Annotated in this window: 17 protein-coding genes; 8 read left to right on the top strand and 9 right to left on the bottom strand. The window is 48.4% G+C overall.

Features of this window, described 5'->3' with window-relative positions; translation table 11 throughout:
- Positions 1–78: 78 nt before the first annotated feature.
- Entirely contained in the window at positions 79–1,053 is a 975-nt protein-coding gene (locus A6049_RS23245; protein WP_063566928.1) for an AraC family transcriptional regulator, read from the top strand.
- A 32-nt stretch (positions 1,054–1,085) separates the two neighbouring features.
- On the opposite strand, the gene mobA is transcribed toward A6049_RS23245, so the two are convergent.
- Positions 1,086–1,694, bottom strand: a complete 609-nt coding sequence (gene mobA / locus A6049_RS23240; protein WP_063566969.1) for a molybdenum cofactor guanylyltransferase — start codon at positions 1,692–1,694, stop codon at positions 1,086–1,088.
- A 96-nt stretch (positions 1,695–1,790) separates the two neighbouring features.
- Here mobA and A6049_RS23235 point away from each other — a divergent pair, with 96 nt between their 5' ends.
- Positions 1,791–3,017, top strand: coding sequence for an MFS transporter (locus tag A6049_RS23235; protein WP_063566968.1), 1,227 nt, complete (start codon positions 1,791–1,793; stop codon positions 3,015–3,017).
- Positions 3,018–3,443: 426 nt separating this feature from the next.
- Here A6049_RS23235 and A6049_RS23230 read toward each other — a convergent pair whose 3' ends face one another.
- Positions 3,444–5,153: a glutamine--tRNA ligase/YqeY domain fusion protein gene (locus tag A6049_RS23230; RefSeq protein ID WP_162842457.1), complete on the bottom strand. Its 1,710-nt coding sequence runs from the start codon at positions 5,151–5,153 to the stop codon at positions 3,444–3,446.
- Positions 5,154–5,414: 261 nt separating this feature from the next.
- Here A6049_RS23230 and A6049_RS23225 point away from each other — a divergent pair, with 261 nt between their 5' ends.
- Entirely contained in the window at positions 5,415–5,672 is a 258-nt protein-coding gene (locus A6049_RS23225; RefSeq protein ID WP_090808970.1) for a DUF2164 domain-containing protein, read from the top strand.
- Positions 5,673–5,703: 31 nt separating this feature from the next.
- Positions 5,704–6,252 carry a GNAT family N-acetyltransferase gene (locus A6049_RS23220; RefSeq protein ID WP_063566926.1) on the top strand — a complete coding sequence of 183 codons (549 nt, stop codon included), beginning with the start codon at positions 5,704–5,706 and terminating at the stop codon, positions 6,250–6,252.
- A gap of 183 nt (positions 6,253–6,435) precedes the next feature.
- On the opposite strand, the gene A6049_RS23215 is transcribed toward A6049_RS23220, so the two are convergent.
- Both A6049_RS23215 and A6049_RS23210 read right to left on the bottom strand, forming a co-directional pair.
- Positions 6,436–7,224 (bottom strand): SDR family oxidoreductase, encoded by a 789-nt coding sequence (locus tag A6049_RS23215; protein WP_063566925.1) that lies wholly within the window; start codon positions 7,222–7,224, stop codon positions 6,436–6,438.
- A 24-nt stretch (positions 7,225–7,248) separates the two neighbouring features.
- Positions 7,249–7,752 (bottom strand): GNAT family N-acetyltransferase, encoded by a 504-nt coding sequence (locus A6049_RS23210; protein ID WP_063566924.1) that lies wholly within the window; start codon positions 7,750–7,752, stop codon positions 7,249–7,251.
- 236 nt (positions 7,753–7,988) lie between these two features.
- Between A6049_RS23210 and A6049_RS23205 the strand changes: the two genes are divergently transcribed.
- A complete protein-coding gene (locus tag A6049_RS23205) occupies positions 7,989–9,260 on the top strand; it encodes a methyltransferase domain-containing protein (RefSeq protein ID WP_063566923.1) in 1,272 nt (423 codons plus the stop codon).
- A 126-nt stretch (positions 9,261–9,386) separates the two neighbouring features.
- Here the strand turns inward: A6049_RS23205 and A6049_RS23200 are convergent, their stop codons facing one another.
- Positions 9,387–12,788 carry a GH36-type glycosyl hydrolase domain-containing protein gene (locus tag A6049_RS23200; RefSeq protein ID WP_063566922.1) on the bottom strand — a complete coding sequence of 1,134 codons (3,402 nt, stop codon included), beginning with the start codon at positions 12,786–12,788 and terminating at the stop codon, positions 9,387–9,389.
- A 149-nt stretch (positions 12,789–12,937) separates the two neighbouring features.
- Positions 12,938–13,954 (bottom strand): LacI family DNA-binding transcriptional regulator, encoded by a 1,017-nt coding sequence (locus tag A6049_RS23195; RefSeq protein WP_063566921.1) that lies wholly within the window; start codon positions 13,952–13,954, stop codon positions 12,938–12,940.
- Between the two features lie 457 nt (positions 13,955–14,411).
- Here A6049_RS23195 and A6049_RS23190 point away from each other — a divergent pair, with 457 nt between their 5' ends.
- From A6049_RS23190 to A6049_RS23180, 3 genes are all read left to right on the top strand, one after another.
- Positions 14,412–16,061 carry an ABC transporter substrate-binding protein gene (locus A6049_RS23190; protein WP_063566920.1) on the top strand — a complete coding sequence of 550 codons (1,650 nt, stop codon included), beginning with the start codon at positions 14,412–14,414 and terminating at the stop codon, positions 16,059–16,061.
- A 97-nt stretch (positions 16,062–16,158) separates the two neighbouring features.
- Positions 16,159–17,166 carry an ABC transporter substrate-binding protein gene (locus A6049_RS23185; protein WP_063566919.1) on the top strand — a complete coding sequence of 336 codons (1,008 nt, stop codon included), beginning with the start codon at positions 16,159–16,161 and terminating at the stop codon, positions 17,164–17,166.
- A 100-nt stretch (positions 17,167–17,266) separates the two neighbouring features.
- Positions 17,267–18,979, top strand: a complete 1,713-nt coding sequence (locus A6049_RS23180; RefSeq protein WP_063566918.1) for an ABC transporter ATP-binding protein — start codon at positions 17,267–17,269, stop codon at positions 18,977–18,979.
- A gap of 189 nt (positions 18,980–19,168) precedes the next feature.
- Here A6049_RS23180 and A6049_RS23175 read toward each other — a convergent pair whose 3' ends face one another.
- From A6049_RS23175 to A6049_RS23165, 3 genes are all read right to left on the bottom strand, one after another.
- Positions 19,169–20,083 (bottom strand): class I SAM-dependent methyltransferase, encoded by a 915-nt coding sequence (locus A6049_RS23175; protein WP_063566917.1) that lies wholly within the window; start codon positions 20,081–20,083, stop codon positions 19,169–19,171.
- A 210-nt stretch (positions 20,084–20,293) separates the two neighbouring features.
- The gene (locus tag A6049_RS23170; RefSeq protein WP_063566966.1) at positions 20,294–21,517 is read right to left on the bottom strand and encodes an MFS transporter; all 1,224 of its coding nucleotides are present in this window, start codon (positions 21,515–21,517) and stop codon (positions 20,294–20,296) included.
- A gap of 203 nt (positions 21,518–21,720) precedes the next feature.
- Positions 21,721–23,784, bottom strand: a complete 2,064-nt coding sequence (locus tag A6049_RS23165; RefSeq protein ID WP_095206197.1) for a molybdopterin-containing oxidoreductase family protein — start codon at positions 23,782–23,784, stop codon at positions 21,721–21,723.
- Positions 23,785–23,933 lie beyond the last annotated feature (149 nt).

Here is a 23,933-nt window from a genome sequence, read left to right as displayed (position 1 = left end):
AACTGATTATAATGAAGTATACTATGGGTGCCGATTGTACTAGGCGAGTTGTTTTTACCCTTTTCCGAGGTGAATGTCATGGATATCCGATCGCAGCTGCGAGAAATGCCACATCATACACTGGCTCACTGGCTGCCTATTATCGACTGTAACATTAAATTCTATGGAGCGCACAGCCAACAAGTTCCATACGGTTGGGCGATGCCGGAGGAATCCCATCCGGGCTTTGAAATTATGCTGATTATAAAGGGGACTCAGGAGAGTGTAATTCACGGGTATACCTATACGGTTGAGGAAGGTTCGATTCTGCTGATTCCACCCGGATTCAAACATACGAACCAATGTGTATCATCAGAGGGCATGACGTATTTCAGTGCTCATTTCAATGTGGATGATCCCGTATTTACCCTGAAGCTGATGTCACTTCACAGCCGAATCTATGAGGCAGGCACCACAGATAACATGCAAATGCGCCCTGTCCTGGAGAACTGGATGAACATGATCAGAACATCAGAGGCATACACTTCCACAGACAAATTTATCATGCAGGCACGCATGTTTGAATTGTTTGCCCTGCTGTCCCAAGCAGCTGACCGTGAACCACTGTCCACCCGATCTGAAGCTTCGCCTAATGCTCCAGCTCCCGCAGCCATGCATTATGCAGGGGCCATCGCAGAAGCCATCAAACAGGCGTTCCATACGCAGCTCCGAATCCAAGAGGGCAACGTATCCACCGTCAAAGTAGAGCAGATTATATCATCGTTTGGCATCAGTCCGGGATATGGGCTGCAGATCTTCCGTAAGGTGTACGGACAATCTCCACGGGCCTACCTGTCCAGCCTGAAGCTGCAGGAAGCCAAAGTACTGATCGAACAGCCGAAGCTCTCTTTGGGTGAAATTGCATGGAAGCTGGGCTACACCCATCTGTCGCACTTCAGTCGGCAATTCAAACGATGGACGGGCCAGAGTCCACTTCAATATCGCAACGCCGTTCAGGATCTATCCAACGAATCGGGTCCAGTGGACCAGAGTTGGCAGACCGAATCGGACTAAGAAAGGAATCCGAAGATGAATGAATAGATGGGTTAAGGGCCGTATGATCTGTTGCGAATATGCTCATACTCTTCCGGGGTATTCATATTACTAAGCTGAATGGCCAAATCATGGACACCAGCGCTTTCCAGCTCATCGACGTCGACATATCGGCAGCTGATCTCTTCAAGCCATTGGGTTACTTTCAGTCTATTATCTATTAAGCGCTGTTCAATTTCGGGGAGAACACATCTATGATATGCACCTGCAAGCGGATGAACACGCCCTGCCAGTCGTGGAACGATTGCGTGATGCTCTTGACCTGATTCGGTGAGCCACTTCAAGCCTTTGAAAAAGGATGGCTCTAGCAGCGGCATATCACAGGCGCAGACAAGGTTCCAGTCTGTCTGCGAGGCTTTCAGCGCGGCATGCAACCCTGCCAGCGGTCCCTTCCCAGGGTAATAATCCTGAACGCAGTCATAGGGCAATGCCTTGTATGCAGCCGTGTTGGCTCCTGCGGAAACGATAATACTATTCACAGCTGGTGCCATCGCTTGGATGACCTGCTCCAGCACGCTGGAACCATTCCATTCCAACAATGCCTTATTGGAACCCATACGGCGGGATAAACCTCCTGCCAATACAATACCTGTCCATTCCATCGTGCTCACGGTAATCCTCCTCGTTCAATAAACTTATTCTATACATTGAATACCCTTTCAACAAATGATACATTGAAGAATATGATTCTGAAAGGAATGGCTCTATTGGACAGATATGCACCCGGAAGAGGCAATCCCTCTTTGGTTTCGCTGAAACTATATAACTTTTTCATTTATGGAGCCATTTCAATCTTCGCCGGTTTTCTTCAGTTGTATTTGCAGGAAATCGGGATGACCAAATTGGAGATTGGCAGTCTGATGGCAATTGGTCCGTTTGTATCCTTGTTCGCTAATCCGTTCTGGGGCTTCTGGAGCGATAAATCACGCAATATTCGCATTATTCTGATGATGATGATGGGTGGCACCTTTGTGCTTGCTCAGGCCGTATTCTATGCGCCTACGTATGCCTGGATCTATGCAGCCATGATCTTTTTTTATTTTTTTCAAAGTCCACTGTTTGCCCAAACCAACAGCCTGATTCTCGGTTATATCGATGGCACGACTCAGAAATTCGGTACGTTTCGGCTATGGGGATCGCTGGGTTGGGCTCTAACCGCTGTGGCTGCCGGACCGCTGATTGACCGCCTGGGGGCGGGCAGTGTATCGATTGTCTTTGCCTTCATGATTGTCATTGCCTTTGTCTTTGCCTTGTTTCTACCCAGACAGCCGATCGCTTCAGATACACCTGTAGTGAGCTTTCGACGTTTCGGCAGGGTGATGTTCAATCCGTACTTTATGATCTTTATCGGGCTTGGGGTGCTCGTTTCCGTACCCAACGCCATGAACAGTACATTTATGTCATTATACATCGTGGAAATGGGTGGCGATAAACAGATGGTTGGCTGGGCCATCTTCACATCATCCATCCTTGAAGTGGGTGTTTTCTTGCTCCTGGACCGTTTTCTCAAACGCAAAATGAGCATGCTTCTATCATCGCTCATCCTGATCAGTCTGTTGTTCGCCATTCGCTGGCAGCTCATGGCCTTAGCGAACAATCCATTAGAGATTGTGTTCATTCAGCTCATGCACTCCATTACGTTCGGCGGGTATTTCTATGTAGGAACCCAGCTGACGATGCTGTTCATTCCAAGGCCGTACCGTTCCTCTGGTCAGGCCGTGTATACAATGGCCTGGGGCGGCCTCTCTGGTGTCATTGCCGGCCTGTTCGGCGGCTGGCTGTTCCAGAGCTTCGGTGCCGAAGTAATGTATAACATCGGGGTATTCTTCTCCCTGATCGGTGCTGTTGGTTTTGCAATCATGTGGCTCTCGAACCGCCGCAACGGCTATCAGCCAACAGTGTTGACGGAAATGGGTGAAAGGTAATTTTTTGTTGGCAAAGGTTGAACCTTTCAAGATCTACACTGGAGCACTACGAGGACAGAACAATCTTTCGATCGCTGTTATCCCCGGATTTTTTTGATTCCCTTTCTATAAGGGTAAAATCCGGTGATAAAGCGTATTCTTCCGATGTAGCTTTCTTTCAGAAAGCTTTTAGGCGAACGCTACGCTTCTCCAGCTTTATTCTGTCCTCTCGTTATGGTGTAAATTAAGTTCAAACAATCAAACAAAAGATTAAGAATAGTAGTAGTAAAAAGAAAGGCGTCTCCATTAGCTTATTGCCCTGGAGACGCCTTTTACGTTTATAGATTGAATTTTATGGATTTAGGTTTACAGCTTAGGCGTATAACCCTAACTTGTTTTCTCACCCTAAACCTCTAACTTTACCTTTACCTACCTCTGTACTTCACCTTATGCTTTTGGCAGTTGGAACGAGCTTTTCAGGGATACTACCCGGTTAAATACCGGACGGCCTGGCTCGGAATGTTTCGGATCAACGCTGAAGTAACCATGACGGAAGAACTGGAATTTATCCTGTGCTTTCGCTTCCTTCATCTCTTGCTCCACAAACCCTTGAACGACTTCAAGAGAGTTTGGATTCAATTGATCCAGGAACGTTTTCTCCGGTTGCTCTTCAAGCTCTGTTTCCTCTTCAGCATCCGGTGCTTCTGCGGCGATCAGAGGTTCATACAGACGGAATTCAGCAGGTACCGCTTGGCTTGCTTCCACCCAGTGGATGGTACCTTTAACTTTACGGCCTGTGAATCCACTGCCGCTCTTCGTTTCCACATCATAGGTACAATGGATTTCAGTCACATTGCCTTCTGCATCCTTGATTACATCGTTACATTTGATGAAATACGCATGTTTCAGACGAACTTCGTTGCCAGGGAACAAACGGAAATATTTGTTCGGTGGATTTTCCATGAAATCATCTTGTTCAATGTAAATCTCGCGAGAGAACGGAATTTGGCGATTGCCCATCTCCGGGTTCTCCACATTGTTCTCAGCTTCGAGCCATTCCACTTGCCCTTCAGGGTAGTTGGTAATGACTACTTTGAGTGGGTGCAGGACAGCCATCGTGCGCGGAGCTTTCAATTTCAGATCTTCACGTACAAAGTGCTCCAGCGTTTGCAGGTCGATAACGCCTTGGCTTTTGGAAATGCCTGTTTCGAATACGAAATCACGAATCGCTTCCGGTGTATATCCCCGGCGGCGCAGACCTGAAATCGTTGGCATGCGCGGATCATCCCATCCATCCACATGGCCTTCATCCACGAGCAGTTTCAGCTTCCGTTTACTTGTCACCATTTGCGACAGGTTCAGGCGGCCAAACTCATATTGATGTGGTTGGTTCTCCATCTCACATTCGGCAATAACCCAATCATAGAATGGACGTTGATCCTCAAACTCCAGGGAGCAGAGGGAGTGGGTTACTCCTTCAATGGCATCTTCAAGTGGATGTGCGAATGCGTACATCGGATAGATGCACCATTTGTCACCCGTATTATGATGATGTGCATGAGCAATACGATAAATGACCGGATCACGTAAATTGATGTTCGGTGAAGCCATATCAATCTTGGCGCGCAGCACTTTCTCACCGTTCTGGAATTCGCCTGCACGCATCCGTGTGAACAGGTCCAGATTCTCTTCTACAGTGCGGTCACGGTACGGGCTGTTCTTGCCCGGCTCAGTGAGCGTTCCACGCATAGCACGGATTTCGTCAGCGCTTTGGTCGTCGATATAAGCTTTGCCTTTTTGGATCAGCAAGACCGCGCGGCTGTACATTTCATCAAAATAATCGGAAGCAAAACGTTTCTCGCTCCACTCATATCCGAGCCATTTCACGTCTTCCTGAATCGATTGAACATACTCTACATCTTCCTTGACCGGATTTGTGTCATCGAAGCGCAGATTTGTTTTGCCGCCAAATTCGCCACCCAGTGCAAAGTTAATCCAGATCGCTTTGGCATGGCCGATATGCAGATAACCGTTCGGTTCCGGAGGAAAACGGGTAATGACTTCCTGGACTTTCCCTGACCGGAGATCTTCGGTAATAATATTTTTGATAAAGTTAGGTGGGGTTGTACGATTGTCCACAGGTATCAAACCTTTCATGAATTGATTGGAGCTTTCAGGAATTTGCAGCAATTCCGGCTAAAATTCCTTTATAACGAAGTCATTTCCTGAAAAAATCTATTTTCTTGGAAAGTTTCGTACGCGTTTCATTTAAATATACCTTTAACGAGGGAGGAGTTCAATAAATAACGCCCCAAAATCAGGATCAGTTACACACAAGATAGGCCCAAAACCATTTTGACGGGTTCGCACGAATCATGTAGCATGATAGAAAAACAGAATTTAAGGGAGGGTTTCCCATTGAACGCGCTAAAACTGTCCAAAGAACAACAGGATGAAGCCATACGTACCATCCAGTCGTATTTCGAAGAGGAACGCGGCGAAGAACTGGGCGATCTGGCAGCTTGGGGTGTGCTGGATCTTTTCATGACCCAGTTGGCTCCCTTCATATATAATCAGGCACTGGGTGACGCCCGTACTACGGTGAATCAACGCATGGCCTCGATGGAAGAAGACCTGTTTGCATTGGAGCGCAAGCTACCGAAGAATTCCCGATAATTCATTATTTTAAAGAAAGAAGGTTGCACTCATGTTTACCTATTCATTGGATGAATATACCGAACTCCGCCCACTTGCCATGGAGCACACCAAACCGTTGTTCGAACTCACGGACCGCTCGCGGGACCAGTTGAGGCATTGGTTACCGTGGGTGGACAACGTGACCGAGATTGAGCACACTTCAAATTTTATCAGCAATGCATTGAAACAGGGCGCTGACAACGGCGGTTTCACCGCAGGTGTCTGGCTGAAAGGCGATCTTGCCGGCATCATCGGCTTCCACGAAATCAACTGGACCAACCGCACGGTAAGCATCGGTTACTGGCTTGGCAAAGGTTTTGAAGGTCAAGGCTTGATGACCAGCGCATGCCGCGTTCTGGTGGACTACGCTCTCGTCACCCTGGACCTGAACCGTGTCGAGATTCGCTCAGCAACCAACAACAAGCGGAGCCGGGCCATCCCTGAACGGCTTGGATTCGTCCTTGAAGGCGTTATTCGCCAGGCTGAGAAACTGCCTAAGGGCTATGTTAACCATGCGGTGTATGGCATGCTGCAGCATGAATGGGAACTTTTACGCTAATTAGACTTACATAATTTGAATGGTTGGAGGACCAGCTTCCATTACGAATGACGGCCCTCACAATGCATACATCAACCCTTAAAGCCCCTCCTACTCCACAACACGTGGAGAATAAGGAGGGGCTTATCTTATTTGCGCATTTATGCATCCATATAACTTCGAATCTCTCGATCCGACTTCTTCTTAGAGCGCACGTACCATGCCACCGTCCACTACAAGAGATGTACCTGTAATGTACGTATTCGCTCCTGATAAGAGGAACACAACTGCTTTGGCAAATTCCTCGGGTTGACCATAACGTCCCAGTGGAATTTCCTTACGGAATTGTTCGGCAACTTCTTCCTCACTTATTCCGTTCTGCTCTGCACGTGCAGCATCCAGTTCACGTATCCGATCCGTACCAATTCTACCCGGTGCAACCGTATTAATCAGAATGCCATATGGCGCGAGTTCCTGTGACAAGGTCTTGGCTAATCCGAACACCCCCGTACGGAACGTATTGGACAGAATCAGACCGGGGATCGGCTGCTTCACAGAGGTGGAGGCAATGTTCACGATATGTCCGCCATTCTCCTTCATGTAAGGGAGCGCACCGCGAATCAGTCTGACATAGCTAAGTACATTTAATTCAAATGCACGTTCCCAATCTTCATCCGTCAATGACTCGAATGTTCCTGAAGGCGGGCCGCCTGAATTGTTCACCAAAATATCAATCTGCCCAAACTGTTCGCCTGTCTTGCGAATCAGGGCATCAATATCTTCCTTGCTTGTCACATCGGTTGCACAATATTCGATACGTCCACCGCCACCCAGCGCCAGCAGCTCCTGCTTCACCGCTGCAAGCTTCTCTTCGTTCCGGCTGGCGAGCATGACATCAGCGCCTTCTGCCGCCAATTGAGCGGCTACCGCTTTCCCCAGTCCTCGACTGGATGCAAGCACCAGCGCCTTTTTACCCCGAAGTCCCATGTCCATTGTTGTTCCTCCTTCTACTCTGTTCTATCCGTTGGCCCGGATGAAATAGCTCATAAGAATATCGTCCACATAATTGCCTGCAATATAAAATTCCGACACCAGTCTGCCTTCCGTCACAAATCCGCACTGTGTATAAAAAGCAATCGCCCCTGGATTGCTGGATAACACCCGCAACCTAAGTTTGATGATCCCTTGTTCAAAGGCATGGTGTTTCATCGCATCCATCAGGGCTGTAGCAATACCACAGCGCCGATCATGGGGATGAACAGCGATATTAATCTCGTATACATGGCGGTTAACAGGCATTCCTGTTGGCAGATAAAAGCCCACATAACCACATACCCGCTCTCCCTGAACGGCAATCAGCTGACTGCCTGGAGGACAATGCTGCAAATATTGTTGTCTGGATCGCCACTGAAACGGGGCCGGAGAGGTATGCTTATCCCATACCAGTGCATCCAGTTCCATCAGTTGGGCGGCATCCTTGATCTCGGATGGCCGAATGGTGTACGTATGGCTGATAAGCATAAAAGTTCAACCTTTCGTGCAATAGTCGATAACACTGCGCAAAGCAGCGTTAGAAAAAACGGCTTGTTCCTTACTCATTTCGACATTTTGCAATTAAATACGTGCAAAATGCCCCTTTGCTTTATATTGTAGCATAGCCTCAGACTTGACTAAAATTTCACTCAGTGGAAAGAAATGAACACTTAACCTTGCCGTAACGTCATCGTTTATACTGAATTGATAAGGAGGTGCACGTGATGAACATCAAAGAAGCCGCGGACAGACTCGGCATATCGGCGAGAGCTATTCGCTTTTACGAGGAAAAAGGACTGATCTTGCCCGTCAAACAGACAAGTAACGGATATCGTACATATACCGAGAATGACATCTGGCGGCTGCAAACCATTGCAGCTCTGCGTGAAATTGGGATGTCGCTTCAGGATATCACCCAAGCGCTCGGAGAGATTGACCAGGGCAATCAGCAGCGGCTGGAAGAATATCTGGAGCTGCAGCAGGCGGTCATGTATGCCCAATGGGTTGAGCTCAAGCGCATGCTGGATACAACCCAGCGCATGATTGATCTCAATCGCCAAGACGGGCCATTGGATGTCAGTCATCTGCATGATCTTGCAGACAGTGCGCGCCGTCTCAGGGAAGCCCGGCAGAACTGGCATGACCGCTGGAATTACGATATGCAAGCAGCCATCCACGATCAGCGCGTACATGCGGCGAATGGTCGTCTGCCAGGACAAACTACCTCAAACATTGATTCGGAACCTGGGGCCATGCGAGCAACAGATAAGTCGAATCGAAAAGCCGGACCAGATCATAACGGCGATGAAGTTCGCAGCCAGAAGAATAGCCGGACAGCACACAGGGCAAACAGCGATACAACGTTTCAAGAAGACGCAGGATCAGGATTGGAAGAATGGGGAGTAAGAGTAGGCGCAGGACCGTTCAATATATATGAAAACTATGATGAGGCGCTGGAGCAGACGGCAAGCTGGATATCTCCTGTGCCCGGCGAAAAAGGACTCGATATCGGTACAGGCACGGGGAATTTGGCTGGCAGACTGTTAGAGCGCGGCGCAGCGATGACTGCCATCGATCAATCCCGGGAGATGCTGCGTACATGCCGCACCAAATATCCCGAGATGCATGTGAAGCTTGGCAACTTTCTGGCGTTGCCTTTCGCCGACCATTCCTTCGATTTTGTCGTATCCAGCTTCGCCTTCCATCATCTGAGCCCAGACCAGCAACAGTTGGCGTTACATGAAATGCAGCGAGTGTTAACTGCACGTGGACGGATCTGCCTGACAGATCTGATGTTCGCTGATGCAGCTCACCGTCAGACATATATTCAACAGGCTGAGGCAGCAGGTCATGAGGACCAATTGCAAACGATAAGGGAACGTCATTTCCCGCTGCTGGACGGCCTGTGCGGCTCGCTAGAGGACGCAGGCTATGTGACGAAGCATATACGCCATAATGCGCTTCTGCACACGTTGCTGGCCGTTCCTTTGCGTTAGAATCATCATCTCACCGTAACAAGTTCCCCTGACCTACCAATAAATCTTTTCAAATAAAAAAAGGTCACCCTGCCTGTTAAGGAGGATGACCTTCCACTCTAGTGAAACATCGAGCTTGTATTAAATTTACATATAAATTTCAACAATCGTGCGCTCCGAAGCATTACGCGCTTGTTTGAACTCATCCAGCGCGATACGAGCCCCACCTTGACGGTAACGGTTCGCCGTTTGCTCGGTGCGGATGTCCTTGCCATTTACCGTTACACAGTTAACCGAACCTTCGTTCAGATGGTAGATAAATGTTACTGGCTCTCCTGCATATTCGAATTCGAACTGCATGCCATTCAGCTCAGCCGGAAGTACCGGGTCAATAACCAGATCTCCGCCTTCCTGACGAATGCCAAGTGCGTTGGAGATCAGTTGGTTCATGTAGATTCCAGGGCCGCTGGAGTAGATTCTCCATCCACCTTTCACCTGTACTGTTCCTTTGCGTAGTTGGTCAAAGTGCTCCTGCGCCTCGTAGCGCGTGTTGAACTTGCCGTCGGAACTGCTGAAATACGCGTTCGCCTGACGAATCTCGGCATTAGGTACAACTTCGCCGATGCCAACCGGGTTGATCATGGCAAGACCATTCCACACCTGATCCGTCTTACCGAGCTTCGCCATCGCTTCAACGTAACGGATATGAGCGTGTACATACTGCAAACCGATCTCGCGACCGAAGTTGGACGCTTGCTCTGCCCGTTTGAAGTGAGTGCTCACACCACCTGCATATTGAGCTGGACGATTCATCAGACGTACCCCATCCGGGCACAGGAACTGTTCACGAATCAGCGCATAATGCGATTCTGCCTGTTCTGCATTCAGCAATTCTCCGATCATACTGCGCGTCATCGGCAGAAGGCGATATTGAATGCCTGTCTCCGTATCTGTTGGGTGAAGCATCAGCTTCGCTTGATCTGCTTCTTCCATGTATACGAAACCTGGAATCACATCTGTACCCAGCATGTAACGATTAAAGTCTTCACGGATGCCTTGAGCCAGAACGTCCAGCTCCTGTGCAAATCCAGCGTCTTTATGTTGCAGCGCTTGTGCGAGCACATTTACAGACTGATAAGTCAAAGCAACGGTCCAGCTGCTCACCATATATTGTTTGAGCTGTGCATTGGCTGGCTGGAGTGTATCATCCCAGTCCCCATCACCGTAAGAAGACAGGAATGTGTCGTGCAGGAAGTGTGAGCGGATATATTCGATCTCTTTTTTCGCGTGATCCAATACAGTCGCTGTTTCTTCCGTGAATCCGAAGCTGTGCTTAACGGTATAAGGCACTTTCTCATCCAGAATCGCATAGTCGCGAGTCGCTGTCAGGTAGTCCGCCAGCACTTTCAGCGGCCATACGATGATGTCACCGTGGCTCTCTTCCTGCTGAATTGCAAAATACTTGTCGAACATAAACCATTGCGGCCAGTTGCCATCATCTTCATATTGGTGGGTGTATACCATTTTGATGATATCGCGAACCTGCTCGTATTTTTGCGTTGCCATGAAGTATTCAACCGGACCTTGGCATACATCCCGAGTACCCCATGCCGCACCGCCGTACTGCTCCAAACCGTGAGGCACGGAGTAGTGAACCAGCATGTTGTGTGTGTACCACCAAGCCAGTGCGTTCACTTTGAACAGATCCTCTGCACTTTGGCCTTCACCACGAGACAAACGGAAACCGTTCATTACACCTGCGAAGAATTCACGGTACGCCTGCACTTCCTCTTCAAAAGTAAGACTGGATCCTGCTACGACAGAACCGTCTGCTTCGTTTGCTTGACCTTCCAATACGCCTTGTACCTTGAGCGTCCATTCTGCACTCTCTTCCAGACTAAGTGTAACCAGCGATGCAGATCCACTGCGGATACCACTCGCCAGCAACGTTTCGTCTCCAACATTTACGGCTGCGCCATCCACCGCCATGCGGTATTGCAGATCAGGATACGTTCCGGCACTAATCGCTTGCGGATCAGCCTTGAAGATCAGCGTGTTGCCATCTTGCGTCATATGCAACGGATACTCGTATTCATTGACATTCATCGTAACTTGGTTGGTTACCAGGTAACGATATGCTTTGCCACTAGTCGAGCGCACGTTCATGCTCACTTCAGTCGTGTGTGCTGCGGTGTAGTTGGTCACGATAATGGTATCCGATTCGGTTTTGTAGATCCAACGCACATAGTTGAAGCCAATCTCGAACAGGGAAGGCATCGTCAGCAGACGATATTGTCCATCCATTTCCACATAAATGCGTTGTCCAGCCGTCTTCGGCACGTTCAGTGCGTTGCGGGCATTACTGATCATTTTATTAAAATTGGTGTTACCAATAACGAGTTGTGAGTTGAAAATACCGTACATATACGATGTCGTCGTAATAACCTGCGCACCCAGCTGTACATTGCCACCACTCATCAGGATATGGCCGTGCGGACGCTCTACGAGCAATTCTTTCGCTTTCAGGACGATATGTTCATAACTGCCCGTGAAGAAGGATAACAGTGAATCACCGCTACGCTCTTCCTGATGACGGTCAGGGAACAGATCATTAATCTCATCTTGTGTCAAATCAAGCGCAGCAAGCGGTTCACCCAAGAAGGATGACAGTTTCACCTGTTCCAACGTCTCGCCTTGCTCCACAGTCAATGCTTGTACTTCGTTCCATGCTGCAGTCACTTCATCCCCGAATTCCAGTGCGGAGATTCCGGCAGGATGATCTGCTTTGGCCAGTCCGTAGAAGACCACTTGGGCTTCCCCGTCCAAGCTTACGCGCTCCGATTGCAATGCTGTGTAGGCAAATTCATACTGGTATGTCTCATTTGCCAGTGTATTATGTTTCAGGCTCTCAGGCTGGTTCGTTTCCTTGTAGGACAGACCGAAGAATTGGAATCCGTCTGTAGAGTAACCAATTGCCTTAGTCAGAGAACCTTGTTGCATGTAAGGGAAAGCACCGCCCTGAGGCTGGTTTTGACGGGAACACACCACATATCCCTTCGCTTCATCTTCGAATACCGTATGGTCAATGTACTGCGAAAGATAGGCTTCATTGCTGCGTACTGCACCTGGATCAGCAAGACCTACATCTTGTCCATATACTACGTCGACGTTATGTTGTTGTCCTGTGAGCTTCACATCCCAGAACCAGACGCCTTGCGTTGTGGCGGTAAACACAACCTGATAGCCAATGCCTTGTTCTTTGCCTTCAAGCTGTACTGTACCTTCCCAGATCAGTTGATTGCCGGAATTCGCTTTGCTTGTGATCACTTTGCTGTTCGAACGCACACCCAGCAGTGGGAACGAGCTGATTTTCTCTCCCTCGTGTACACGCAGATACAGGTTATTCAAAGATCCATCGATCTGGTTGCTAAGCAATTGATTCAACATGGTCGTACCAGATTTAGCTTGGTACAGGTCCCCACTGTTCAAAAAGGTAAAGGATAAATCCCCGGCAGTAAGCCGGATTGGTTCATTAATCATCGTTGTCATACTATTCACTCCTTCAATTAGTATAAAATCGAAACGTTTCGATAAATCTGAAAAAGAATAGGGGTCCTCTGCGAAATGACCTTTGTCTGGCCAATTCGGACGGTGATCCCCATCATTCAACTCTTAATTCAAAGAGGGCGAGTTACTTCCTAGGCCGGCTGGTTTCCTGACTCTACCTGTACCGATCGTACAGACTCGCGCTCCACCAGATCAATGGTTAACGTATACGATGTATTCACAGCTTCGCCGTTCAGCATCTGGAAGAGCAAATGACCTGCCAATGAACCTGCTTCATGCTTGGGCTGCCGCACCGTCGTAAGCGGAGGATGAACATATTCGGACAGTTGAATATCATCAAATCCGATTATCGAAATGTCATTCGGTACCGAAATGCCGCTCTCTTCAAATGCTTTCAGTCCACCAATCGCCATTTCGTCATTCCCGTAAAATACAGCAGATGGAAGCTCGCCCTGCATAACCATCATCTTGGTTGCACTATATCCGCCCTCACGTACAAAATTACCGCTTAGACGCCATTTGGACTTCTCTTCAAGGCCCGCCTCCTGCATTGCTCGCAAATATCCTTGATAACGCAGAGCATTATCATAAGAATTGGATGGCCCGCTGATATAGGCGATGGTCTTATGCCCCTTCTGAATGAGGTGACGTGTAGCCAGGTAACCACCTTGCTCCCCGTCCACCAGCACGTTGACCAGATGGCTGCTCGACAGTTGCCGATCCATCACAATGATAGGGAAACGTTCGCCTGCAGATTCCACCAGGATATCATCATGGATGTTATGAGCAAGGATAATAGCACCATCCACTCTTTTCTCTCGCAAGAAACGAACCGCTGTGGAGTCGCGTCCTCCCATAGAGCTGCAAGCAATCAGATCATATCCGTTAGCCAGCGCTACGTCCTGTACGCTGCGAATCAATTCGGAGTAATACGGACCCGACAGATCTGTAAGAATCAACGCAATCGTGTTCGTCCGGCTCCGTTTCAGGTCCATGGCAAAGCCGTTTTTGCGATAATTCAGTTCCCGTGCTGCCGCCAGCACTTTTGCCTTGGTCTTGGCACTTACCTTGCTGTCCCCATTCAGTGCATAGGAAGCGGTCGAGAGCGCCACGCCTGCCAGCTTTGCCACATCCTTAATCGTTGCCATTCCACGTTCGCTCCTTCTAACTTTCTTGTTACCTATCATTTTATACTGTAAATGGTTGCAACAACCACTCATTCCTATGCATTATCCATTAGAAATGGCATCAATTCTCATTTATCGAAACGTTTCGAAGTGTTTTCAAAAAAAATTTCTCTTCACGTCTTTTAAGCATCACTGCTGAATCATATACCCTTTAATTGTACATATAGCTTGGTCGATTGACAACATTTCAATATTGGACAAGAGGAAGAATTCATTATAAATCACAATGAACACGCCTGTAAACCATAGATTGAAACGTTTCGACATTTTCATTATAGTCGGTGTTGATAGCGATTTCAACCTCTTTATCCATTTTTCACAGAAATATGTGAAGGGAATGATTCGCGGGGTCCCCATTACACCTTTGTGGTATTATACTGCTTATTAGTCCAATCCTCTATAAGGAGTCCATTAAGTTATGAGCAATCTGGATCTAAGCTTTCATAAATCATCCCTGAACACCCCCGGCCGCTTGCAGCAAATCACAAACGTGCCTCCGGCAATGTTCAAGCTGTGTCATCTGGTGCAGCTCCATGATCGGGAAGCCTTCTCCCGTATCGATGAGCTGTGGAGCAGCAAGCACGTTCTTTATGTCATCACCTCTGGTCAGGCAAGACTGATCAGTTCGAATGGTCAATTGATGGTAAATACCGGCTCTGCTATCGTACGCCAAGCTGGAACCCTGCTTCAGCATGAAAGCAAGCGTGGTTCCCTTTCACCCGTTCAGGGTATTGCAATGGCCTTTGATTTTGCAGATAACGAACAAAGGCTCTGGCCATTCGGACATCCTGTTTCCGTTACGAGCCGTCTTATTGCCGAGCTGATCTCCGAGTTGGTTCAGTCCAGCTCGAAACGCGATGAGTCCGGACCATTCAAACCTCATATGCTGTTTTATCAGCTGCTGGATACGTTGCGAGATCATGCTGTGCGTTTGGCTCATGAAGATCATTCCTGGCTGGACATCGTCATCGCGCACATCCATGAAAGAATTACTCATTCTTTTACACGTGAGCAATTAGCGAAAGAGGTTAATGTGAGTCCAGAGCATTTTTCAAGAGAATTCAAGAAATATACCGGATTTACATTCGTGGAGTATGTTACCCGGTTAAGAATTCGAATTGCCCAGGAACACCTGCTGTTTGCCAATCCCACATTGCATGAGCTTGCGCAGTTGACGGGATACAGAGATACCTTTTATTTAAGTCGAAAATTTAAACAAACGGTAGGTTGTGCACCGACTCTCTATCGGAGAACGCCAAAAAAAATCGCAAGTCTTACATACAACTATACCGCTTCCTTGCTCGCACTGGGCCACATCCCGCATCTGGGTGCCGTTGCAGGATGGATGAAAAGTAGACTTATTGAAAATGGACAAAACCAATTTGATCAGTGTTATGAGCATGATCTCATTAATCATCCGGATCTAATCGCAGACGCTCATCCCGATGTCATCCTTGGTTATGCACCTCATTCCGACATGGATGAATTACGGCAGATTGCACCAACGATTTTGATGCCTTTTGAGGAACTTGACTGGCAGGAGCAATTCATCCATTTGGGACGTATCACGGGTCTGGAAGCCAAAGCACGTGCGCTGTTAGACCATTATGATACGCTTCAGCAAGAGGCCAATCGTACACTCGATCAGATCATGGGTGAACGGGGTTCAGCAGTATGCATTTTCATGATTGGTGAGAGTGGAGCGTACATCTATGGTCACGGATGGGGTAGAGCTTCTCATATTTTGTATCAATCGCTGGGCTTCACCCCTCCTGCACGGATGAAGAAGGATGGACAACTACTCACAGGTTACATCCATGTTCCGCTAAACGAAATTCATTTGTACGCTGCAGATCATATTTTTATTGATTATGCCAGGGAATCTTCAGAGCAGGATGCTGTGGACAAACTGTTTGCTCAGGAGTCTTGGAACACCTTGAGTGCGGTCCGGGAAGGGCGCCTGTACGAGATTGATGCGGATATGTTTTATGGATTCGACCCCATCTCGGTTATGGAGCAATTTCAGCACATCATGCACAAACTGACATCACATCTGTCCATGCATTAGTCATCATAGATGTCCATGTACAAATGTTACGTCATCCTCTATGTTAGTAATGAGAATAATAATCATTATTGATTATATACACAGGGGGAACAATTATATGTTTGCTGCAAAAAAACGCTTTTCCGGCTTGCTGCTCATGCTCGCCATCATCATGATTCTGGCTGCCTGTAACAGCGGTACGGGTTCCGGCACAACGGAACCAACAGCGGCGGGTTCAGAATCGACTACAAGTTCGACCGAAACAAATACCGATTCTTCGGGTGCTACGCGGATCTACAAGTCATTAAGTGGAGATGTGGAAATTCCGGCTGAACCGAAACGGATTGTTACGGATATGTACGTAAGTGATCTGCTCGCACTTGGTGTAAAGCCCGTTGGCTCTATTAAATATTATCTGGAAAATCCATTCTACGCCGATCAAGTGGAGGGCATAGAGAATATTGGCGACCGGGGTGCCGTATCCTTGGAGAAGGTCGTCGCGTTGGACCCGGATCTGATCATTACCTACTCTGATAAAGCTGAAGAAATTGAGAGTTATCAAAAAATCGCACCTACCGTGGTCATTCCCTACGGCACGTTTACCAATGTAGAGGATGAAATTCGGGGCTTCGGAGAACTCATGAACAAATCCGAAGAAGCGGAAGCCTGGCTGAAAACGTACGACGAACGTATTGAAGCCGCTCGCGCCAAAGTAAAAGCAGTCATTAAACCGGAGGAAACCTTCTCCATCCTCGAAGTATCAGACAAGAGCTATTATGGTTATGGAGACAACTTTGGTCGCGGTGGACAGGCCGTTTATCGTGCTTTGGAACTTACACCACTCGAAATCACCAAGAAAGAACTGATGGGCGATACCCAGTGGAAAGAGATATCGCGTGAAGTCGTTGGTGATTATGCAGGAGACCATATCTTCCTGACCGTAGGGGAAAACAATAAAAATTACCAAGGTGATTCCATCTGGCAATCGCTCCCGGCTGTGAAGAACAATCAGGTGTACGAATTACAGGAAGATCGCTACTGGTACTTCGATCCGATTGCAATTCAGAGTCAGGCTGAAGAATTCGCTGATATGATCGTAGAACGTGCACAGCAAAATCGTAAATAAGAGGATGGATTCAATAATCATTTCATAGGAAGAAACGTAATGTCCGGACAGGCCGATCAGCCTGCCTGGGCTTTTGCGTTAGAGAGAGGAGTGACTACATATGCTTCGCCGTTTCATGGCTTATTATCGTCCTTATCGGGGACTCTTTATATTGGACTTCTCCTGTGCGATTCTGGCTGCACTGCTGGAACTTGCGTTTCCCTTGGCTGTAAACAAAGTTGTCGATCAGCTGCTTCCCGCAGGCAACTGGTCCATGATTTTATCGGCCTGTGCCGGATTACTGGGCATCTATCTGCTCAGTTCCTTTTTCCATTATGCAGTCACCTACTGGGGACATAAGCTGGGTATTAACATCGAATCCGATATGCGGCGGGAACTGTTCCAACGTGTGCAGAAACAATCCTTCCGCTTTTTCGATAACAACAAGACGGGGCACCTCGTCTCTCGCATGACCAATGACCTGATGGATATAGGTGAGATTGCGCATCATGGACCCGAGGATCTGTTCATTGCCCTGATGACGTTGGCTGGAGCCTTCGGCATTATGCTGGGTATCAACTGGCAACTGGCTGTAATGACCTTCATCATCGTACCGCTGATGATCTTCCTGTCCCTTTATTTCAGTCGCAAAATGTCCAAAGCGTTCAAGCGTATGTTTGCCGATATTGCAGACTATAACGCACGCGTAGAGAACAATGTGAGCGGAATTCGTGTAGTACAGGCTTTTGCCAATGAAAAGCATGAAGTGAAACGTTTTGTCGAAAATAATGAACGCTTCCGTCTTACCAAACTGATCACCTACCGGATTATGGCGTGGAATTCCTCGCTCAGTTTCATTCTGATGAAATTTGTCTCGCTGTTTGTACTGGTGTGCGGTACGTGGTTTGTCATTCAGGGCAGCATGACCTACGGAGAATTTATTGCCTTTGTCATGTTATCCAATGTGTTTCTTGGACCGATTCAACAGATCAATTCCGTCATCGAAACGTATCCCAAAGGCATCGCTGGATTCAGACGTTACCTGGAGCTGCTGGAAGCCGAGCCCGATGTGGATGATACACCACAAGCCAAATCCATCCCACATGTGAAAGGCGACATCGCCTTCCATGACGTTTCATTTGCTTATGGGGAACACAAACCAACCTTGGATCAGGTCAATCTGGAGATTCAGGCAGGACAAACGGTAGCGCTGGTTGGACCTTCGGGTGCAGGCAAATCTACGCTGTGCAGTCTCATTCCACGCTTTTACGATGTGGATGCGGGGCACATCTCTATTGATGAGATTCCGATAAAGGATATGACACTGGAGTCACTTCGCTCCCATATCGGAATTGTGCAGCAGGATATTTTCCTGTTTGATGGGTCAATCCGTGAGAATATTGCCTACGGCAAACTGGATGCACCTGATGAAGAAATCTGGCAAGCCATCCGCAGGGCCCAACTGGAAGAGCTGGTACAATCTCAACCGGAAGGACTCGATACTCTAATTGGTGAGCGGGGCGTCAAATTGTCTGGAGGACAGAAGCAACGTCTATCCATTGCTCGCATGATTTTGAAAAATCCGCCGATCCTCATTCTGGATGAAGCGACCTCCGCACTTGATACCGAGACGGAAGCCGCCATCCAGTTGGCTCTATCTGAGCTGGCACAAGGACGTACTACACTGATCATCGCCCATCGACTGGCAACGATTAGACACGCGGATCGTATTGTGGTTGTGGAGAACGGTGGCGTAGCCGAACAAGGCAGCCATGATGAACTTCTGGCGCGTCAGGGCTCGTATAGCCGATTGCATCAAGCCCAGTTTGGATAGGTTGCGGAAGTAACGTCTCTTGGATTCGTTAAACCGCAGACCTTTGGAATTTGAAGCTAATAACACGCGCTCGGTTCGTTAAACAGTACTAACGCTAAAAAGGGATGTCCCCCGTCATGTTCAATGACTTATGGGACATCCCTTTCTTATTCAGATCCTATTCAGTGATATCACATCAGGAATAGGATTTTATTTTTTGACCGCATGGATAAAATGGTTTGTTTCGAAGGCAGATAAGTCATCTGTACGATTGCTGAAATATCGATTCTGTATGTCTTCTGGCGATAGATGCTCATATATGAGAAGTCCCACATCCGCCAATAACCGCTCCATCTCCTCGTAAGTGAAGTAGGATTGCATCGGCTCGCCCCCCATTGCAGCCATCTTAACCATATTTTCAACCCGGTTAAACCTTCCTTTTTCCTCAAAGAGATGCTCATCTGCATAATCCAACACAATGGAGCTCCCTGTTGGAAGATCCGAAAATATATGTCGCAGCAAGTTAGACAGATCTTCTTTGGTCAAATAATACGAAACGCCTAACAGAGTAACCAATGTCTTTTGCTTCTTCAAGCCTTCATCCGTCAAACGTTCATACGAAGGTTCATGAGTAAAATCCATTGGCACCATATGAAGATTGTCCGGCATGATCAACTTGGCCTGGTTCAGACGCTCCCGCTTGAATTGCTGTGTAGCTGGGTAATCCACTTCAAATAGTTCCAAAATGTCCTTCAATTCCGGATGCCTCAAAGCAAACGTATCCATCCCCGCGCCAAGAATGACAACCTGCTTCAATCCCAACGTGATTTCATGCAGCAGTACATGCTCACAATAAGCAGCCCGAGCCAGTGTTATTGGAGATAACTGTACCTGGGTAATCCATTTTAAAATCGTATCCGGGTCGTCCTTGATCAGGTGAGCCATGTCCGGGTTGAAAAAATGGATACCTTGAATCATATTCTCGCGAATTCCCGCAAACTCTTGCGGAGTAATAAGCTCTTTAGCTATATAATCATCGAAAATAAGAGGTGTATCGTACTGGCAGTGGTAGGCTCGGCCAAAAGCCGAAATCAAGGATGTGATGCTGGACTCATTTTGCTTCATATTTCATCCTCCCGTACAAACAAAAATAAGATTCCCCCTGGCCAGGAGAACCTTAGTATATACGGAATGTTTTTATATGTAAATTATAGCATAAAAATATTTTTTTGTAAATCTACATCTACGGGATGATCCGACAGATTAAAGCGGCTTTCTTTGCCCCTCCACTCCAATCTGTCCTCTTCCTCCCTCATAGCACTCAATCAGAAAAAGCTAAGCGTCCAATCCGTACTCCTTCACTTCACGATTGCGGTTCAGTACCGCATGCAGTACAAAGCCAAGCACCGCAATAACCGCCGTGCCAGTCGCAAGCCACGCTACAGGAATCAGTCCCTGTTTATCGTACATGACCCCCATTGCATACGGCCCGATAACCCGTCCAACCGCACCGATACCACCGGAGATCCCGATGTAGAAAGGTGCCGCTCTTCCGGCATGCTCTGAGATGAATGCCGGAGTAGCAGGTGAGATCAGCATTTCCCCAAAGGTAGCCAGTACCATTGCAAGCACCATACCCGGATAGCTATACATGGTAATCATGACGATGTAGGCCATGCCATAGAACACCGCACTTGCAGTCATCTGAGCAGTTGATGTACGGGCCATCGTACGCTTGACCCAATTGGTGAAGGGTTGTCCCACAAAGATCAGCACCCCGTTCAGAGTCCAGAGCAGACCGTACATTCTTTTCTCCATACCCTCGGAAATAATATATGGAGACACACCCGTATTCCAGATGGAATTACCGAACAGCAGGAACAGCACGCCCAGGCTCATGAACAGATATAATCTGGTGTTGCCCAGCAGCGCCCAGACGCCCGGCCCATCGGGAACCGTTTTGCGTTTGGTCAGATGTACTTCGCCCTGATCCGGTTCTGCCCGCGACAGATAATACCAGAAGAAAATCGCAAACCCGGCGGAGGTCACCCCGTTCAGTACAAAGCTGAGGTGATAGGAAAAGTCAGCCAGAAAACCACTGAGCGCTGTACCAATTGCCACACCGATATTGTTGGCGACATAGATCACATTGAACAATTCCCCGCGTCGTTCCGCAAACCGGAAGCCAATAAAGGCTTGAATAGCTGGTAACGACAATGAACTGAATAGACCGATCCAGCCCATGGCACATATAAACACAACCCAATACGCGCTAATCCACGGCAGAGCAAACAGCCCTACGGCATTTAACGCCAGCGATCCGATGATTAGCTTCTTGACGCCCACCCGGTGGTACAATGCACCGCCGAGCAGTTGCCCGAAGATGCCGCCCAGCGACTGGATCAGAATAACAAACCCCGCGTTCGCCATCGTGCGTCCAAGCTCGTCAAATACATACATCGTGGTCAGCGGCCACATCAAGGCACTGCCTGTCGCATTGACTAAACTTGCCAGCAAAAATATTTTCACTTCTTTTGGATACGTATCCAGCCATCTCATCATCTTGTTTATTCTCCTTAGTACCTTCAAAAAGCATATTGCCATAAAAAATAGACCCTTGCCCTGACGGCATAATTAGCCAGAGCGAAGGCCACTTGAATTTAGAATTTAGAAATTTGAATTCCGAATCTTGCTCTTTATCATTCTGCTTACGAACTATCCATTGTTCATCTTACCTGAAAAGATCCGATCTGCAAGCACATTCATTGACGCTTCACTTCGACAGTGGCCGAGAAGAATGTTGCCCCATTCCCCATGTCGGACAGACGATTGGACGTGAGCGAGTTCGCCCGCTGTTTTTTGCCATTGCCATCCCACCATAAGCCTTGACTGATCACCGTTCCTGGCAGCATGGATTCATTCACCTTGGCGGTTAGTTCGATCCGACCACGGTCGTTCCATACGACCACAGCGTCCCCGTCTTCCACCTGTCTGTGAGAGGCGTCCTCTGGGTGCATTTGCAATAATGGCATCTTCTCCAAACGTTGATGCTTGGCCGAATTGGCAAAGGTGGAATTCAGGAAATTATGGTTTGGCGGCGACAGAAACATCAGCGGATAAACATCCGCAGGTCCAGCCGGGTTTTCCCCGTCATACCCCTCCACGAGTGCACTATACGTAGGCAACGGAGGCAGTCCCTTCTGTGCCATCGTTTCCGAATACAGCTCGATTTTCCCCGAAGGCGTGGGCAACTGATCCAAATAGGAGTCATGTGCAGACATATCCAGCTTGACGAAATGATGCTGCTTCAGCCCTTCCAAGGTTACTCCGTTCATGTAGGGATTGCCCGTACCCTGAAGTGCTTCCTCGATCATCTGTTCCGGTGTCTCACCGAAAATCTCCGGGTCATACCCCATCGCCTGTCCAAGCAAAGAGAACAATTCAACATTGCTCTTGCTCTCGCCCAAAGGCGCAATGACTGGCTCTTGCAAATGAACATACTGATGCCAGTAGGACGTATACAGATCCGTCGTTTCAAATGAAGATGTCGCAGGCAGCACAATATCCGCGTATTTTGCCGTATCCGTCATGAACAGGTCATGGACTACCGTGAACAGATCCTCCCGTGCAAAACCTCGCTCCACCCGCTCGGTATCTGGTGCCACCACCAGTGGATTGCTGCAGTAGACCATCAACGCCCGGATCGGCTGCTCCGCTTCCAGCAGTGCTTCGCCAATCCGGTTCATGTTCACCACGCGCGGCTCCGGGTTCTGCCGCAGCTCAGGACGCTCGAGCGCATCGCTATTGGTGCTCGCGTAGCTGTTGGTACGAATGGCACCACCGCCGCGCTTCAGCCACTGGCCTGTAATGGCAGGCAGACAGGCTACGCTGCGTACGTTCATCCCACCGTTGTCGTGATGCTGGAGGCCATTGCCGATATGAATGTGGGCTGCCTGTGCATTGCCATAGAGCTCAGCCAGCTTCACGATGTCCGCTTCCGGCACACCTGTAATACGTGCGACACGCTCAGGGGTGTAGCTGCGGACATGATCACGCAGTGCCTCATGGCCAACGGTATACTTTTGCATAAAAGCCTCATCCGTCAACCCCTGCTCGAACAGTACATGCATTAATCCGAGTGCCAATGCGCTGTCTGTACCCGGGTAAAGTGGAATGAACCAGTCTCCCCATTGGGCGGTCCGATTGCGATGGACATCAATAACGACGATTTGGGCGCCCTTTTTGCGGGCTTTCTCGGCCAGAACAACCTGATGCATATTGGTGCTGACGATGTTGCCTCCCCACACCAGGATGACATCTGCATGCTCCGTATCCTCGGGCAAGGTTCCCCGGTTCGCACCCATCGTATATTTCCAGCCGGTATTTCCCGCTGCATTACAGATGGTCTGTTCCAGCTTGCTCGCACCTAGCGCATTGAAAAATCGACGATCCATGCCATCCACACCAAGAATGCCCATGTTTCCATAGAAGCTGTAGGGCAGGATGCTCTCCGGTCCGTAGGTAGCTGCCAGCGAACTGAATCTCGCCGTAATCTCGCCGATGGCTTCGTCCCAACTGATTCGCTCGAACTGGCCTTCGCCCTTGACTCCGATGCGTCGCATCGGATATTGCAGCCGCTCGGGGTGATACACCCGCTCCGTCATATTTCGGACTTTGTTACAGATGGCGCCTTTTGTAATCGGATGGTCCGGATTGCCCGCTACCTTCACGATCTTACCGTTCTCCTTATGAAGCAGCAGGCCGCAAGTATCCGGACAATCGAGCGGGCAAACCGCCGGGAATACGCCATTCTCCTGATCGATCATATACAAGTCCCTCCCCCTTCAAAGCTATCCTCATATCATATCTTCTTCCTGGTAATCGCGTAAAGAGAACAGTCTTTTTTTACCGCCACAACCGATCCAAATTTTTTTCAAAAAATCTTTTTTCCCTTTGATTCAATCTCGAAATTCAG

Origin of the sequence: Paenibacillus sp. O199 (assembly GCF_001636635.1) — a bacterium.
Taxonomy (GTDB): domain Bacteria; phylum Bacillota; class Bacilli; order Paenibacillales; family Paenibacillaceae; genus Paenibacillus; species Paenibacillus marchantiae.
The sequence above is the reverse complement of the archived record's forward strand: the minus strand, read 5'-3'. Positions and strand labels throughout refer to the sequence as shown.